At 60.9% G+C, this 16577-nt stretch carries 13 protein-coding genes; all 13 read right to left on the bottom strand.

Annotated elements, in window-relative coordinates:
* Nucleotides 1-62: 62 nt before the first annotated feature.
* On the bottom strand, nucleotides 63-1079 hold the full coding sequence (locus AB5I78_RS24870) for a class I SAM-dependent rRNA methyltransferase (RefSeq protein WP_369302498.1): 1017 nt from the start codon (nucleotides 1077-1079) through the stop codon (nucleotides 63-65).
* A gap of 54 nt (nucleotides 1080-1133) precedes the next feature.
* Nucleotides 1134-2003 carry an oxygenase MpaB family protein gene (locus AB5I78_RS24865; RefSeq protein ID WP_369302499.1) on the bottom strand — a complete coding sequence of 290 codons (870 nt, stop codon included), beginning with the start codon at nucleotides 2001-2003 and terminating at the stop codon, nucleotides 1134-1136.
* A 16-nt stretch (nucleotides 2004-2019) separates the two neighbouring features.
* Nucleotides 2020-3957, bottom strand: a complete 1938-nt coding sequence (gene acs / locus AB5I78_RS24860) for an acetate--CoA ligase (RefSeq protein WP_369302500.1) — start codon at nucleotides 3955-3957, stop codon at nucleotides 2020-2022.
* A gap of 105 nt (nucleotides 3958-4062) precedes the next feature.
* Complete coding sequence (pgi, locus tag AB5I78_RS24855) at nucleotides 4063-5727, bottom strand: glucose-6-phosphate isomerase (protein WP_369302501.1); 1665 nt, start codon at nucleotides 5725-5727, stop codon at nucleotides 4063-4065.
* A gap of 237 nt (nucleotides 5728-5964) precedes the next feature.
* Complete coding sequence (gene panC / locus AB5I78_RS24850) at nucleotides 5965-6816, bottom strand: pantoate--beta-alanine ligase (RefSeq protein WP_242200423.1); 852 nt, start codon at nucleotides 6814-6816, stop codon at nucleotides 5965-5967.
* Nucleotides 6813-7613, bottom strand: a complete 801-nt coding sequence (gene panB / locus AB5I78_RS24845) for a 3-methyl-2-oxobutanoate hydroxymethyltransferase (protein ID WP_369302502.1) — start codon at nucleotides 7611-7613, stop codon at nucleotides 6813-6815. Before panB ends, panC begins: the two co-directional genes overlap by 4 nt.
* Before the next feature lie 307 nt (nucleotides 7614-7920).
* Nucleotides 7921-8406: a 2-amino-4-hydroxy-6-hydroxymethyldihydropteridine diphosphokinase gene (gene folK / locus AB5I78_RS24840; protein WP_262208926.1), complete on the bottom strand. Its 486-nt coding sequence runs from the start codon at nucleotides 8404-8406 to the stop codon at nucleotides 7921-7923.
* Nucleotides 8407-8408: 2 nt separating this feature from the next.
* Nucleotides 8409-9812, bottom strand: a complete 1404-nt coding sequence (locus AB5I78_RS24835; RefSeq protein WP_145162099.1) for a polynucleotide adenylyltransferase PcnB — start codon at nucleotides 9810-9812, stop codon at nucleotides 8409-8411.
* A gap of 708 nt (nucleotides 9813-10520) precedes the next feature.
* Entirely contained in the window at nucleotides 10521-11960 is a 1440-nt protein-coding gene (locus tag AB5I78_RS24830) for a sigma-54 dependent transcriptional regulator (protein WP_145162098.1), read from the bottom strand.
* A 22-nt stretch (nucleotides 11961-11982) separates the two neighbouring features.
* A complete protein-coding gene (locus AB5I78_RS24825; RefSeq protein ID WP_162530298.1) occupies nucleotides 11983-14937 on the bottom strand; it encodes a sensor histidine kinase in 2955 nt (984 codons plus the stop codon).
* A complete protein-coding gene (locus AB5I78_RS24820; RefSeq protein WP_003176118.1) occupies nucleotides 14921-15097 on the bottom strand; it encodes a hypothetical protein in 177 nt (58 codons plus the stop codon). Before AB5I78_RS24820 ends, AB5I78_RS24825 begins: the two co-directional genes overlap by 17 nt.
* A gap of 62 nt (nucleotides 15098-15159) precedes the next feature.
* Complete coding sequence (gluQRS, locus tag AB5I78_RS24815; RefSeq protein WP_145162096.1) at nucleotides 15160-16047, bottom strand: tRNA glutamyl-Q(34) synthetase GluQRS; 888 nt, start codon at nucleotides 16045-16047, stop codon at nucleotides 15160-15162.
* A gap of 83 nt (nucleotides 16048-16130) precedes the next feature.
* Complete coding sequence (dksA, locus tag AB5I78_RS24810; protein WP_034100675.1) at nucleotides 16131-16571, bottom strand: RNA polymerase-binding protein DksA; 441 nt, start codon at nucleotides 16569-16571, stop codon at nucleotides 16131-16133.
* Nucleotides 16572-16577 lie beyond the last annotated feature (6 nt).

The raw sequence follows: 16577 nt of genomic DNA, 5'->3' as shown, positions 1-16577 counted from the left end.
GAGTGCCTTGGAGTATGGCACGGGATTTCGGTTCCGAAGCACCGGGCCGCTTGGGAAAAGTACTACAACTGCAGGATGAGGGTTTTCAACGGTGGCTGCAGGTCCTGGGAAGGGAAGTCGGCACCCGGTGTCATGATTTGCCAGTCGCGTACCGGGCGACCGGCTTTCTCAGCGCAACGCAGCACCTGTTCGCGCCAGTCATCCATGCTGACTTTCGCCAAATTGTTGCAGCAGATCAGCACGCCATTGTCGGCCGTCGCGAGCAGCGCAGGCTTGAGCAGGCTTTGGTAGTCACGCAACAGGTCAACGGTGCCAAAGGCGCTCTTGGCCCATGCCGGTGGGTCGAGCAATACCAGGTCATATTGGCGCTGGTCCAAGCGTGGATAGCTCGGCAGTTTCTGCCCGCGACGTTGAGTGATCGGCAAGCCCGCCAGTTGGCGAATCGCCGGGAAGTAGTCGGACTGCACGAATTGCATGGTTGGCAATTGTGGGTTGAGCAGACCGTTTTCGCGACCGACCGCCAGGTTGCCCTCGGCGAAGTCCAGGTTGCACACCTCACGCGCGCCACCGGCCGCCGCGCTCAGGCCGACGCCGCAGGTGTAGGCGAACAGGTTGAGCACGCTCTTGCCGGCGCTGTGCGCCTTGACCCAGCCGCGGGTGTTGCGCAGGTCCAGGAACAGCAGCGGGTCTTGCCCGGCATGGCGCCCACGCACACGATAATTGAGGCCCCATTCATGGCCCACCAGGTCTACCAGCGCGGCAGGCTCGGCGCGATACACCGTGTCTTCACGGTCGATCCGCGAGTTGCCACGGGAGCGGTCGTTGTAGACCAGCAGCAATTCCAGGCCCATGAACTGGTTGATCAACTGGTGCAGGTCCAAAAGATCGGCTGTTTCCAGGGATTGGTGGAAACTCTGCACCAGCAACTGTGGGCCGTAACGATCGATAGTCAGGCCGCCGGCGCCTTCCTGGCTGCCATGAAACAAGCGGTAGCAGTCAGTGCCTTGGGCATGCAACTCGTGGATCAGGTCTTGGCGGTAATCGAGGGCGGCGCGCAGCGCCTGATTCAAGGGAGTCATGGAGCGCGCCTTGCTGTAAATGGGGCGCGGAGTTTAACAGCTATAGGCGCCGGCCTACATCAACCCCATCCGCCGATGGGCACGCTGCACCGAGCCATTGCGCATCGCCCAGCGCAGCAACGGCGCACTGCGCTTGACCCCGGCGCGGATCATTTGCCGTTGCAGCGGGCTTTGGTGTTGCTCGAGCAGGCTGCTCGCCCAGTCGGGCAGCAAGTCGATCCCGGCCTGCATCATCAGCGCACCAAAAGGTTTGGCCAGCATGCTGGGTGACGGTGCATTGAGCAGCAGACGCAACACTTCGCGGCTGCGCTCGTCGCACAGCAGTTGCGGACGAATGCGCGCCAGGTAATCCGAAATTTCCTGCCGTGAACGCGGAACATGCCGCGCGCCCAAGCGTTCGGCCACCAACGCAATTTCACTGTAGTAGCGGTCTTGATCCCGACCCGAAAGGCGCGGGTTGCAGTAACGCAGGTGGGCCGCGAGGAAGTTGCTGACCTCCGCCACATGCACCCACGTCAGCAACGCCGGATCGCTGGCCGCGTAAGGTCGCCCGTCCGGGGCATGCCCCGTCACTTGCAGGTGAATGGTGCGCACTTTTTCGATCAGCCATTCGGCGTCTTTGCGCGAGCCGAACGTGGTCCCGGAAATGAACTGCGAGGTGCGCCGCAAACGCCCGAGCATGTCCTGGCGAAAATTCGAGTGGTCCCACACACCCGCCAGGGCCAACGGGTGCAAGGCTTGCAGCATCAAGGCGCTGATCCCACCAATCAACATGCTGCTGAAATCGCCATGGACTTGCCAACTGATCGAGTCCGGCCCGAACAGGCCTGGATCGCCCTTGGGGTTTTCCAGGTCCAGCTGGCCCAGCGACAGGCCGGTGAGGCTCATCAGCTGGGTTTCAATACGGCTGCGGATAAATTCCATGGCGACTCGAGGGTTCCTAGCGGTTCAGGCGTTTGTCGATCAGGCCATCCACAACGCTGGGGTCGGCCAGGGTCGAGGTGTCACCCAGGCTGTCCAGTTCATTGCAGGCGATTTTGCGCAGAATCCGCCGCATGATCTTGCCGGAGCGGGTTTTCGGCAAGGCCGGCGCCCATTGGATCAGTTCCGGCTTGGCAAAGCTGCCGATTTCCTTGCTGACCAGCTCAAGCAGGTTTTTCTTCAACGCATCGCTGGGTTCAACGCCATTCATGGGCGTGACGAAGGCATAAATTCCCTGGCCTTTGACGTCGTGGGGATAGCCCACCACGGCGGCTTCGGCCACTTGGTCATGCAGCACCAGCGCGCTTTCCACCTCGGCAGTGCCGATGCGGTGGCCGGACACGTTGATCACATCGTCGATGCGCCCGGTGATCCAGTAGTCGCCGTCTTCATCGCGGCGTGCGCCGTCGCCCGTGAAGTAGTAGCCCGGGTAGGGTTTGAAATAGGTGTCGATCATGCGCTGCGGGTCGCCGTAGACGCTGCGAATCTGCCCAGGCCAACTGGCCTTGATCGCCAGCACGCCACTGCCGGCGCCGCTGATTGGCTTGCCTTGCTCATCCAACAGCACCGGCTGCACGCCAAACATCGGCTGGGTTGCGCAGCCGGGCTTGATCCGCTGGGCGCTGACCAGGGGGCTGAGCATGATGCCGCCGGTTTCGGTCTGCCACCACGTATCGACAATCGGGCAGCGTTGTTCACCGACGGCGTTGAAGTACCAGTCCCAGGCTTCGGGGTTGATCGGCTCGCCGACACTGCCCAGCAGGCGCAGGCTGGCGCGGGAGGTATTCTCCAGTGGCCCTTGACCCTCACGCATCAGGGCGCGCAGGGCGGTGGGCGCGGTGTAGAAGATGTTCACCTGATGTTTGTCGATCACCTGCCAGAAGCGCGAGCTGTCCGGGTAGCTCGGCACGCCTTCGAACATCAGCGAAGTGGCGCCATTGGCCAGCGGGCCGTACACGATGTAGCTGTGGCCTGTCACCCAACCGACGTCGGCGGTGCACCAGAACACTTCGCCGTCGCGGTAATCGAGCACGTACTTGAAGGTCATCGCCGCTTGCAGCAGGTAGCCGCCAGTGGTGTGCAGCACGCCTTTGGGTTTGCCGGTGCTGCCGGAGGTGTAGAGGATGAACAGCGGGTCTTCGGCGTCCATGGGCTCGGGCGGGCAATCGTCGCTGGCGGCATCCAGCGCTTGCTGGTACTTGAGGTCGCGGCCTTCGAGCCAGGCAAGGTCAGCGCCGGTACGCTCCACCACCAGCACTGTGCTGACGTTCGGGCAACTGGCCAGGGCCTTGTCGACATTCTTTTTCAGCGCCACCGGTTTACCACCGCGCACGCCTTCATCGGCGGTGATCACGGTGCGGCAGTCGGCGTCGAGAATACGGTCACGCAGGGCGTCCGGTGAGAACCCGCCAAAAACCACCGAGTGCACCGCGCCAATGCGTGTGCAGGCCAGCATTGCGTAGGCGGCTTCCGGGATCATTGGCATGTAGATGCACACGCGGTCGCCTTTTTTCACGCCACGGCTTTTCAACACATTGGCCAGGCGGCTGACGTTTTGATGGAGCTGGCGGTAGGTGATTTTTGCAGACCGTGTCGGATCATCGCCTTCCCAGATGAAGGCAGGCTGGTCGGCGCGTTGCGCCAGGTGACGGTCGATGCAGTTGTAGCTGACGTTCAGTTGGCCGCCGGCAAACCATTGGGCGCCGCCGGTGTGAATGTCTGAATGCTGGACGGTGTGCCAGGGTTTGATCCAGTCGAGAAAGCTGTTGGCCTGTTCTGCCCAAAAAGTGTCGGGTTGCTCGATGGATTGGCGATAGAGGCGCTGGTAGTCGGCTTGACTGAGCTGCGCGGCCTGGCGGACGGCATCGGCGTTGGGGAATGTGCTGATATCGAACATGAGCGGTCCTTATTCTTGTTTTGGCGACAAGTCATAAAGATGCACGCAGTGGGGGGAGGGTTCAAGGCCAACGTCCAAACGGACGTTGGCCTTGGTGTACCGGCTTCAGCCGCGGTGACGACCGCGGAAGTAGTTGATCAGGCCTTGGGTCGAAGCATCCTCGGCCGAGGTTTCTTCGGCGCCGGTCAGACGGTTATACACGCCTTTGCCCAGCTCTTTGCCCAACTCCACGCCCCATTGGTCGAAGGCGTTGATACCCCAGACCACGCTTTGTACAAACACTTTGTGTTCATACATAGCCACCAGTGCGCCCAGGCGGCGCGGGCTGATGCGTTCAACCACAATGGTGTTGCTCGGACGGTTGCCCGGGATCACTTTGTGCGGGGCCAGCTTCTGCACTTCGGCTTCCGGCACGCCTTTTTCACGCAGTTCGGCTTCGGCTTCGCTGCGGGTCTTGCCTAGCATCAGTGCCTGGCTTTGCGACAGGCAGTTGGCGTACAGCCACTGATGGTGGTCGGACACCGGGTTGAAGCTGACAATCGGCACGATGAAGTCGGCCGGAATCAGTTGGGTCCCCTGGTGCAACAACTGGTGGTAGGCGTGCTGGCCGTTGCACCCTACGCCGCCCCAGATGACCGGGCCGGTATCGGTGGACACTGGCGTACCATCCTGGCGCACACTCTTGCCGTTGGATTCCATGTCCAACTGTTGCAAGTGTTTGGTGATGTTGCGCAGGTAGTGGTCGTACGGCAGGATCGCGTGGCTCTGCGCACCCCAGAAGTTGCCGTACCACACGCCCAGCAGGCCCAGCAGCACGGGCATGTTGGCTTCGAATGGGGCGTTCTGGAAATGCTGGTCCATGGTGTAGGCGCCGGACAGCAGTTCCTTGAAGTTGGACATGCCGATCGCCAGGGCAATCGGCAAGCCGATGGCCGACCACAGCGAGTAACGCCCGCCCACCCAGTCCCACATCGGGAAGATGTTTTCTTCGCGGATACCGAAGGCCACGGCCGCTGCGTTGTTGCTTGAGACGGCGATGAAGTGGCGATACAGCTCGGCTTCCGAGCCACCCTGGGCCAGGTACCAGGCGCGGGCGGCCTGGGCGTTTTTCAGGGTTTCCAGGGTGTTGAAGGATTTTGACGAGACGATAAACAGCGTGGTCTCGGCGCGCAGCTTCTGGGTCAGCTCGTGGAACTCGCTGCCGTCAATGTTCGCCAGGTAGTGGCAGCGCACGCCTTTGTGGGCGTAGGACAACAGCGCTTCGGAGACCAGCTCCGGGCCGAGGAACGAGCCGCCGATGCCGATGTTCACCACGTCGGTGATCGGCTTCTCGGTGTAACCGCGCCACAGGCCATCATGGATGCGGCCGACCAGGTCGGTGATCTGGTTCAGCACCTTGTGCACGTCCGGCATGATGTTCACGCCGTTGACCGACAACTTGTCGCCAACCGGGCGACGCAGTGCGGTGTGCAGGGCCGGACGGCCTTCGGAGGAGTTGACCGGCTCGCCAGCGTAGAGCGCGTTGATCGCGTCTTTAAGCCCGACTTCATTGGCCAGGTCGACAAGCAAGGCGCGCGTCTGGGCAGTGATGAGGTTTTTCGAGTAATCGAGGAAAAGCCCGCAGCTGCTCAAGGTGAATTGGGAAAAGCGCTGGGGATCGGCATTGAATGCGTCGCGCATGCTGAAATCCTGCATGGCTTGGCGATGTTTATCGAGCGCTTGCCAAGCGGGCAGAGCGGTAACGTCATGAGGAGTGCGGTAATACGCCATCGCTGCGGGTTTCCTTTTTATTACGGGGACTTGCCTTTAGGACACTTCTAAATCCGGAACGTCCAGTCTTTCATCAGGCGTTGGGTTCCGGTCAGCGCCAACAATGGCACAGGGCGTTTACATTAAACCTAGCGTGTCGATATGTCTTGGCTTTGTCTGCGCTGTAGCCGGTACTTTTTTATACCGGCACAGCGGGGAGGGCAACAAGCGCGCTTTTTTGAGGGAGAAAAAGCGGGGTCAGGCCAGGGTCAGGTGCAGGTTGTCGATCAGGCGTGTGGCGCCCAAGTACGCGGCCACCAGGATCACTACATCGCGATCCTCAGGCGTGGCGGGACGCAGGTGCACACCTTGGCGCACTTCCAGGTAATCCATGCGCAATCCGGCCGCTTCGATCTGCTGGATCTGCTCGGCACGCAGCTTGGCGAAATCGTGGTCGCCGCCTTTGATGGCGGCGGCAATCTGGCTGAGGCTGCGGTACAGCACCGGCGCGATGGCGCGTTGCTCTTCGCTGAGGTAGCCGTTGCGCGAGGACAGCGCGAGACCGTCAGCGGCACGCACGGTGGGCTCGCCGATGATCTGGATGGGCATGTTCAGGTCATGCACCATGGCGCGAATCACTGCCAGTTGCTGATAGTCCTTCTGGCCAAATACGGCCATATCCGGCTGGACCATGTTGAACAGCTTGCTGACCACCGTCGCGACACCTTCGAAGTGCCCGGGGCGGCTGGCGCCGCAGAGGCCTTCGGACAGCTGCGGGACACTGACGCGGGTCTGGCCGGTCATGCCGCCGGGGTACATTTCTTCGACGGTGGGCGCGAACAGCAGGTTGCAACCGGCTTGCAGCAGTTTTTCCTGATCGGCAGCCAGGGTGCGCGGGTATTTGTCCAGGTCTTCGCCAGCACCGAACTGCAACGGGTTGACGAAGATACTCGCCACCACGAAATCCGATTGCTGGGCGGCCTTGGTCACGAGGGTGGCGTGGCCGCTGTGCAGGTTGCCCATGGTGGGCACAAAGCCAATGCGCTTGCCGGCGCTGCGCGCGTGGGCGACTGCAGCGCGCAGTTCTCGTACGGTTTTAACGGTGTTCATGCAGAGAATCCGTGTTCGGCGCCTGGGAAAGTAACGGCTTTGACTTCGTCGACGTAAGCGCTCAACGCGGCCTGAATGCTGTCTTTACCTGCCATGAAGTTTTTCACGAACTTGGGTGCACGCCCGGTCAGCGACAGGCCGAGCATGTCATGCAAGACCAGAACCTGGCCGTCTGTGGCAGAGCCCGCGCCAATGCCGATTACCGGCACTTTGACTGCCTGGGTGATCTCTGCCGCCAATTCGCTCGGTACGCATTCGAGCAGGATCATCGCGGCACCGGCTTGTTCCAGGGCGATGGCATCCGCGCGCATCTGACGCGCCTGGGCTTCATTGCGGCCTTGTACCTTGTAACCGCCGAGGATGTTCACTGACTGTGGCGTCAGGCCCATGTGCACGCACACCGGCACACCGCGCTCGGCCAGCAGGCGGATCGACTCGGCCAGCCATACGGCGCCTTCGACCTTGATCATGTGCGCGCCGGCCTGCATCAGTTTGCCGGCGTTCTGAAAGGTCTGTTCCAGCGTGGCGTAACCCATGAACGGCAGGTCGGCGATGATGAAAGCGCCATCGTTACCGCGCTTGACGCTGGCCGTGTGGTAGGCGAGTTCATCGGTGGTGACGGGCAGGGTGCTGTCATTCCCTTGAAGAACCATGCCCAGCGAGTCGCCTATCAACAGCACTTCGACACCGGCCTGGCAACTGGCCTGGGCGAAGGTGGCGTCGTAGCACGTCAGCATGGTGATTTTTTCACCTTTGAGCTTGAGGCTCTGCAAGGTGGTCAGGGTAATGTCTGGCATGAAAAGGGTCCTCGTTCAGGCGCTTGGAAACAGCGAGTAACGCGCGTGAGTCTTCGTTTATACAGGCGCACCGTCTTGAGAGCAGTGCTTATAAGGCCTGGATTGCGCCCTTCAGCGCCGGGTTGGCGGCAGCGGGACGCCTATAGTCGTGATGAGGACTCGGGAAGTCAATTGGATGTGTTACCGCATTGTTACGATGGCGGTGTTACCGCTGTTACTGACGCGATTCAGCACGTAGAAGACCGCTTTTGATGGCCTGCGAGATCAATGTGGGAGCGAGCAAGCTCGTTTTCCCACAGGGGCTGCATCAGACGGTAGAAAGCCGTTCCAGGCCGACAAACGGGCAGGCCTTCAACAGCTCTGCGAGCGTTCGGCCGTCGGGCAGTTGCAGCTCGGCGGGAGCCAGTTCGGCCAGCGGGTACAGCACGAACGCGCGCAGGTGCATCTGGTAGTGAGGCACTTTGAGGCGCGGCTCGTCGATCAGGCGATCGCCAAACAGCAGGATATCCAGATCCAGCGTACGCGGGCCCCAACGCTCGAGACGTTCGCGGCCCTGGCCGTTTTCGATGGCTTGCAGTGCATCGAGCAGCGCCAGTGGCGCAAGGCTGCTGTCCAAGGCCGCGACCGCATTGGTATAGCGCGGCTGACCGGGGAGCAGGGAGTCACTCTGATAGAAGTCGGACACACCAACGAGGGCGGTGCCTGGCAATAACGCCAACGCCGCAATGGCGCTGCGCAATTGCTGGTCCGGGGCAGCGAGGTTGCTGCCCATACCGATGTAGATACGTTCCACGTTTATTCGCCTGCAGCGCCCGAGGCATCGGCAGACGTGCGTTTGCGCTTGCTGGAGCTGCGACGACGCTTCTTCGGCCCATCGCTGGCGCCATCACCTTTGCTGCCAAGGTCACGAATCATGTCGCGGCGCTGGCTGTCGTTGGCGTCCTGGTAGTCGGTCCACCACTCGCCCAGGCCGTCGGTTTGCTCGCCGGCGCTTTCGCGCAGCAGCAGGAAGTCGTAGCCAGCACGGAAGCGCGGGTTGTCCAGCAGCAGGTCGGCGCGTTTGCCGCTGCGCCGTGGCAGGCGCTCCTGCATGTCCCAGATCTCGCGGATCGGCAGGGTGAAACGTTTCGGAATGGCGATGCGTTGGCATTGCTCGGCGATCAGCTCGTGCGCCGCTTCCTGCATGGCAGGAATCGGCGGCATGCCACGGTCCTGCAGGCGCAGTACGCGTTTGGGCAGGGCCGGCCACAACAGGGCGGCAAACAGGAACGCCGGGGTCACCGGTTTGTTCTGTTTGATGCGCAGGTCGGTATTGATCAAGGCTTCGCTGATCAGCGTGTGGGTGTACGTCGGGTTGTATTCCAGAGCCTCGGCGCTGGCCGGGAACAGTGGGTCGAACAACTGCAGGTCGACGAGCATTTCGAAAGTGTCGGCGGCGTACCCCGAGAGGAACAGCTTGAGCACTTCTTCGAACAGGCGTGCCGAAGGAATTTCCCGCAGCATGGGCGCCAGGTCGCGAATCGGCGCGGCCGTGTGTTTCTCGATACCGAAATTCAGCTTGGCGGCAAAACGCACCGCTCGCAGCATGCGCACCGGGTCTTCCTGGTAGCGCTGCGTCGGGTCGCCGATCAAACGGATCAGGTTGTTGCGAATGTCGTGTACGCCATTGGCGTAATCGAGGATGCGCTCGCTGACCGGGTCGTAATACAAGGCGTTGATGGTGAAGTCGCGGCGTTGCGCGTCTTCTTCCAGGGTGCCATAGACGTTGTCGCGCAGGATGCGGCCGCTCTCGTTGCGGGATGACTGGTTGGTGTCTTCCTCTTCATCGTTTTGCGGGTGGCCGGCGCGGAACGTGGCGACCTCGATGATTTCGCGGCCGAAGTGGATATGCACCAACTTGAACCGGCGACCGATGATTCGCGCGTTGCGAAATTCGGCACGCACTTGCTCGGGCGTGGCGCTGGTGGCGACGTCGAAATCCTTGGGCGTGATATTGAGCATCATGTCACGTACACAGCCGCCCACCAGATAAGCCTGGTAGCCGGCGTTCTGCAAACGTTCGACGATGTTCACCGCATAGCGGCTGAATTGAGCACGCTGCAATGAATGCTGATTGCTGTTAAGCACTTCAGGCGTGCTGCGAATGTGTTGCGTACGACGCAAGGGAGAACGGAATGACTGGAACAACTTCTTCAGCATGGGATGCACTGTTTGAAGGAATGTTCGGCCATAACGAAGAATGACCGCATGATGGGCGGGGATTCTAGCATTTAGTCGAGGGATGGTGTAGGAACAAGCTGCAGGCCTTGCGCCATAAGCTTAAAAGACAGGGGAACCGGCCAAACGCCGGAAACTACAAGGGGAGCCGAAGCTCCCCCAGAAGTAGTTGCGTGCTCTATTTTTATTATTGATTTCGGGCTTCTTGTTTTTGTTGATCGCCCTCGCCATGAAGCTTCACCTTCATGACACTCCCAATCGGGAGTCAAGAGCAAACGGATTGCTTTGGTCGCTGTGTTGCTGATCTACGATCCAACCAGTTCAGGCTCTGCCTTAGGGCAGTTTTTGTTGTTCTCGGCCTGGTTGCGGGGCAAGCCCCAAATGCAACGCCTCTCCAAAAGAATCAGTTAGCTGCGCCTCCGCCGTGTTGTTTTTATTGTGCGTGAGTCGATACGTCTTATTTTTATTGTCGGGTACTGAGCTTGTTATTGTTTTTGTACTAAGCATATAGCAGGGTGCGTGCCAACTTTTGTGCCGCCCAGCAAAACCGGGGGTTTGAGGCGCTTTCGGCGTTTTCGGGGGCGAAAAAAAGCCGGGGCTTCGTTACCGTAAGCCCCGGCTTTTGTTACGTGAAAATTCAGCGGTAACAGTTTTTTCACATCTGAGGGTGTTACTTGTGGGGGCGCACCCTCAACTCTCGCTGGCCACGCCGGTCTTGCGACGCGGAATGCCCAGGCGCTGGCGCCGTTCCCACAGGCACTTGCGGCTCACGCCCAGCTTGCGCGCCAGCTCGGTCTCGGTCATGTGGTCCTGGTGCTCAAGAACGAAATGCTGGAAGTAATCTTCCAGTGACAAATCTTCCGTCGGCTCGTGGCTGGTATTGCTACCACCGCCCTGTTGTGGGGCCAGGCCGATGAAGTCGTCGTCTTCCAGGTCACTCAACTCGATGTCGATGCCCAGCAGCTCGGCGGAAATCTCCGGGCTCTCCGACAGAATCACCGCGCGCTCGACCGCGTTCTCCAGCTCTCGCACGTTACCCGGCCACGAATAGTGACGAATCGCCTGTTCGGCGTCCGGGGCAAACTTGAGGTCGGTACGGTTGATCCGCGCGCTCTGGCGCAGCAGGAAGGCGCTGGCGATTTCGTTGACGTCGGCACCACGCTCACGCAGGGCCGGCAGCTTGAGGGCGATCACGTGCAGGCGGTAATACAAGTCTTCACGGAACTGGCCGATCTTGGCCAGGCTCTTGAGGTCGCGGTGGGTCGCGGCGATCAGGCGAACATCGACCTTTTGCGATTGCACCGAACCTACGCGGCGAATTTCGCCTTCCTGCAACACGCGCAGCAAGCGCGCCTGGGCTTCCAGCGGCAGTTCGCCGATTTCGTCGAGGAACAAAGTGCCGCCGTCCGCCGCTTCGACCAGGCCCGCACGCCCGGCGCTGGCGCCGGTAAACGCGCCTTTTTCGTGGCCGAACAGTTCGGACTCAATCAGCGATTCAGGGATCGCCGCACAGTTCACCGAAATCATCGGCGCCTTGGCGCGCTTGGACAGGTTGTGCAGCGCGCGTGCGACCAGTTCTTTACCGGTGCCCGACTCGCCCTGAATCAATACATTGGAGTCGGTGGGCGCGACTTTGCGAATCTTGCTGTACAGGTCCTGCATCGGTGGGCAGGAGCCGATAATGCCGATTTCGCCATTGCTGTTGTTGACGCCGGGCTTGTCCGCACCGCTCGCGGTCTTGCCGGCGGGGCGCTGTTCGGCGGGCGCGCTGCTGGCCGACTGACGGTCGCGCAGAATGCGGGCCACGGCCTGCAGCATTTCGTCGTGGTCGAAAGGCTTGGCGATGTAATCCACCGCGCCCATCTTCATCGAGTCCACCGCCGAACGCAGGCTGGCGTAACTGGTCATGATCAGCACCGGCGTGCCCTGGCCAAGCTTGATCAGCTCGGTGCCTGGCGCGCCCGGCAAACGCAGGTCGCTGACAATCAGGTCGAACGTGGGAATGCTGAATCGCTCTTGGGCTTCCTGCACCGAGCCGGCTTCGCTGACCTGATACTGATTACGTTCAAGCAGGCGACGCAAGGCAGAGCGGATAATTGTTTCGTCTTCGACGATCAAAATGTGCGGCATTGATTCAATTCTCTCGACGGTCTCAGTTCACAGCGGACGTCGCTTCGACATGACGCGGCAAGGTCACCCGAATACGGGTGCCGCGTTGGCTTTCGGTGTCAGCCGGGCTGTCGATGGTGATTTGTCCATAATGCTCTTCAACGATGGAATAGACCAGTGCAAGGCCCAGACCGGTACCTTCACCCGGGTCCTTGGTGGTAAAGAAAGGTTCGAACAATCGGTCCATGATGTTCTGTGGAATACCGCTGCCTTCATCCTCCACGATCAGATCGACCGTGTGCTCGAAAGCCTCGCTCTTGACGCGTACCGCGCTGTGCGGCGGGGACGCGTCACGGGCGTTGGACAGCAAGTTGATCAACACCTGCGCCAAGCGTTGGGAATCGCCGTCGACCCAGTGGTCCGGGTCGCACAGATTGAAGAACTGTACTTCGAAATTGCGCCGGTTCAAGGCCAGCAGCCCAATGGCATCCTGCGCGACCTCGGCCAGGCACACGGCCTCGTCCTGATTCTGATGAGCGCCGGCATGGGCGAAGCTCATCAACGACTGCACGATGCGTGAAACGCGCTTGGTCTGCTCAAGGATCTGCCCGCTGATTTCGGTGATTTCGCCGTCCTCTTCGCGCTCTTCCCGCAGGTTCTGCGCCAGGCAGGCGATACCGGTGATCGGGTTGCCAATCTCGTGGGCCACGCCTGCCGCCAAACGACCAATGCTGGCCAGGCGCTCGGAGTGCACCAGCTTGTCTTCGAGCATTTGCGTGTCGGTCAAGTCTTCCACCAGCAGCACCAGGCCGCTGTTGCCGGGTGCCAGCGGTTCGTCGATCGCCGCTTTGTGCAGGTTGAGCCACCGCGTCTGGCCGTCGAGTGCCAAGTGCTGCTTGTGCAAATGCTCGTCGGGCAGGTTGATAAAGCCCTGCAGCAGTTCTTTCCACGGATCGCCCAAGGTGTTCAGGCGCGAACCCACTACCCGTTGCGCGGCGATGCCGGTGAGTTCTTCCATGGCCTTGTTCCACATCAGGATCTCTTGATCCTTGGCCAGGGAGCACACGCCCATCGGCAGTTCCTGCAGGGTCTGGCGGTGGTAGCGGCGCAGCGCATCGAGTTCGGCGGCAAGGCCGGTGAGGCGCGAGTGGTAATCCTCCAGCCGGCTCTCGATGAAATGGATGTCTTCGGTGACGTAGTTTTCGCCGCCAGCCTTGTAGGGCAAGAACGTTTCGACCATGTCCTGGGACACGCTTGGCCCCATCAGCCCGGACAAGTTGGCCTCGATACGGTCACGCAAGCGTCGCAGCGCATACGGGCGGCGCTCGTCGAACGGCAGGTAGAGGTCGCGCAGTGCCTGTTCGACTTCCTTTTGCGCGGCTTTCGCTCCCAGCGGCTTGGCCAGTTGCGTGGCGAACTCCTGAGGCGAGGCGGCATGCAGCTCGCGGCGTTGCGGGCGGCGTACGTTGTCCACCGCGCAGGCTTCGGCGGCGCTGGTTTCTTCGGGGCTGGCGTTGGTGAACAGCGAGATCAAGGTGAACATCAAGACGTTGGCAGCCAGTGAAGCGATGGCGGCCATGTGCCAACTGGTGTCGTCCAGCACGTAAATCATGTTCAGCAACGGAATGTAGAAACCCTGCAGGTTGCCGACCAGCGGCAGCAGCATAGTAACGATCCACACCAGAATCCCCGCCAGCAGGCCGGCGATAAACCCGCGGCGATTAGCGGTCGGCCAGTACAGCACCGACAATACGCCCGGCAGGAACTGCAAGGTGGCAACGAACGCGACAATGCCGAGGTTGGCAAGGTCTTGCCCGGCGCCCAGCAACAGGTAGAAGCCATAACCGGCCATGATGATCGCGACGATCAGCGCGCGGCGCGTCCACTTCAGCCAGCGGTAGATGTTGCCTTCGGCAGGCGGCTGATACAGCGGCAACACCAAGTGGTTGAGCGCCATGCCCGACAACGCAAGCGTGGTCACGATGATCAAGCCGCTGGCCGCCGACAAACCGCCGACGTACGCCAGCAACGCCAGGGATTTGCTGTTGGCGGCAATGCCGACGCCGAGGGTGAAGTATTCCGGGTTGGTGGTTGCGCCCAGCTTGAGGCCGGCCCACAGGATCAGCGGCACCGCCAGGCTCATCAGCAGCAGGAACAGCGGCAAGCCCCAGCTTGCACTCACTAATGAGCGCGGATTGAGGTTCTCGGTGAAGGTCATGTGGTACATGTGCGGCATCACAATCGCCGAAGCGAAGAACACCAGCAACAGCGTGCGCCATGGGCCTTCCTGCAACGGCGTGTGCAGGGCAGCGAGGGCGGTCTGGTTTTGCAGCAGCCACAGTTCCAGCTGTTGCGGGCCGTCGAACACGCCATACAGCGCATACAGGCCGACGCCGCCGATGGCGATCAGCTTGATTACCGACTCAAAGGCAATCGCAAACACCAGGCCCTCGTGTTTTTCACGGGTGGCGATATGGCGCGAACCGAAAAAAATCGTGAACAGCGTGATCAACGCGCAAAAAGCCAGCGCGACGCGATGCTGCACCGGCTCACGGGTCAGGATGCTGATGGAATCTGCCACGGCCTGGATCTGCAGGGCGAGCAACGGCAACACGCCGAGCAGCATGAAAATCGTGGTCAGCGCGCCGGCCCAGGTGCTGCGAAAGCGGAAGGCAAACAGGTCCGCCAGGGATGACAGCTGGTAGGTACGGGTGATTTTCAGGATCGGGTACAGCAACACTGGCGCCAGCAGGAATGCGCCGGACACCCCAAGGTAACTGGACAGAAAGCCGTAGCCGTACTGATAGGCCAGGCCCACGGTGCCATAAAACGCCCAGGCGCTGGCGTAAACGCCCAGGGACAAGGTGTAGGTCAACGGATGGCGAATGATCGCCCGCGGAATCATTCCGCGCTCACTGATCCAGGCCACGGCGAACAGCGCGGCCAGGTAGGCGGCGCTGATCAGCAGCATCTGGGTGAGGCTAAAGCTCATCGGCATCTTTTTGGCTCTGCAGGATGAAGGTCACGACGATCAGGATCAGCCACAGCAGATAAGGGCGATACCAGGCGCCCGTGGCGTCGATCCACCAATCCATGATGGCGGGGGAAAACAGGTAGATCCCGACGACCAGCAGCAGGACCAATCGATAGATGTACATGTTGGCCTCTGATTAAAAAACTGCGGCGATGGTAACGGATGGCTGGCAAGCTGCAAGCGCCTTCAGCGCAATTGCGCTTCGGCCAGCGTGAGTGTGCGCGGGATCAGGGTTGCATCCCAGTGCGCAATGCCCCAATCGAGCAGTTCCCGTGGGCTGGCGTGCAGCAGTTCAGCGCCGGCGGGCTGGCCGAGGGCGCGCAATGCCCTTAACAGCAAAGGCGTGGCCTGGTCCGGTGTCAACGGCGGGGAACGGTAGGTTTTGCCCAACTTGTTACCGTCCGGCTGCACGATCAACGGCACGTGCAGGTAGCGCGGCTGGCGCAGGCCCAGCAGTTCTTGCAGGTAGAGCTGGCGTGGCGTGGAATCGAGCAGGTCGGCGCCGCGCACGATGTCGGTCACGCCTTGCCAGGCGTCGTCGAGCACGACGGCCAATTGATAGGCATACAAGCCGTCGCGGCGACGGATGACGAAATCGCCTGCGTCGCGGCCCAGGTGCTGTCGGAATTCGCCCTGTACGCGGTCGGTAAAGTGGTATTCCAGCTCGGGTACGCGCAGGCGAATGGCCGCGTCGTGCTGATCGTGCCCGGCATTGCGGCATAAACCCGGGTAAATCCCGTGGTAGGGCTCCAGCTGTTTGCGCGAGCATGTGCAGGCGTAGGCCAGGCCGTGGTTGAACAGGCCGTCGAGGACCTTGGCGTAGGCATCATGCCGCTCGCTTTGTCGGACGAGTTCGCCATCCCACTCGAAGCCGTAGCTTTCCAGAGCGTGCAGGATCGCCGTCTGGGCGCCGGGTTCTTCACGCGGTGGGTCGAGGTCTTCCATGCGCATCAGCCAGCGGCCGTGATTGGCGCGGGCATCGAGGTAGGAAGCGAGGGCGGCAACCAGCGAGCCGAAATGCAAATGGCCGCTGGGCGTGGGGGCGAAACGCCCGATATAGGTAGAGGCTGTCATGGGCCGGATACTACTGGAAAATCGGTAAACGCCAGAAACAAAAATGGGGCGTTTGCACGCCCCATTCGTTCAGCCCGGCAGGATTACTTGCCGACCTGTTTTTCCTTGATTTCAGCCAAGGTTTTGCAGTCTACGCACAGGTCCGCGGTTGGGCGGGCTTCCAGGCGGCGAATACCAATCTCGACGCCGCAGGATTCGCACCAGCCATATTCCTCGTCTTCGATCAGTTGCAGCGTTTTGTCGATTTTCTTGATCAGCTTGCGTTCACGATCACGGGCGCGCAGTTCGAGGGCGAATTCCTCTTCCTGGCTGGCACGGTCTGCCGGGTCCGGGAAGTTGGCGGCTTCGTCCTTCATGTGGTCAACGGTGCGGTCGACCTCTTGCATCAAGTCCTGCTTCCACTTTTGCAGGATCTTGGTGAAGTGCTGGCGCATGGGCTTGCCCATGTACTCCTCACCTTTCGTTTCGACGTAAGGTGTGAAGCCACTGAGGCTCTGCTGCTGTTGCTTTGCTTGGGTGGACATGAATAG

It is taken from the genome of Pseudomonas sp. N2-3-1-14 (assembly GCF_041228395.1).
Lineage (GTDB): Bacteria > Pseudomonadota > Gammaproteobacteria > Pseudomonadales > Pseudomonadaceae > Aquipseudomonas.
This window is presented reverse-complemented; position numbering and strand designations above follow the sequence as displayed.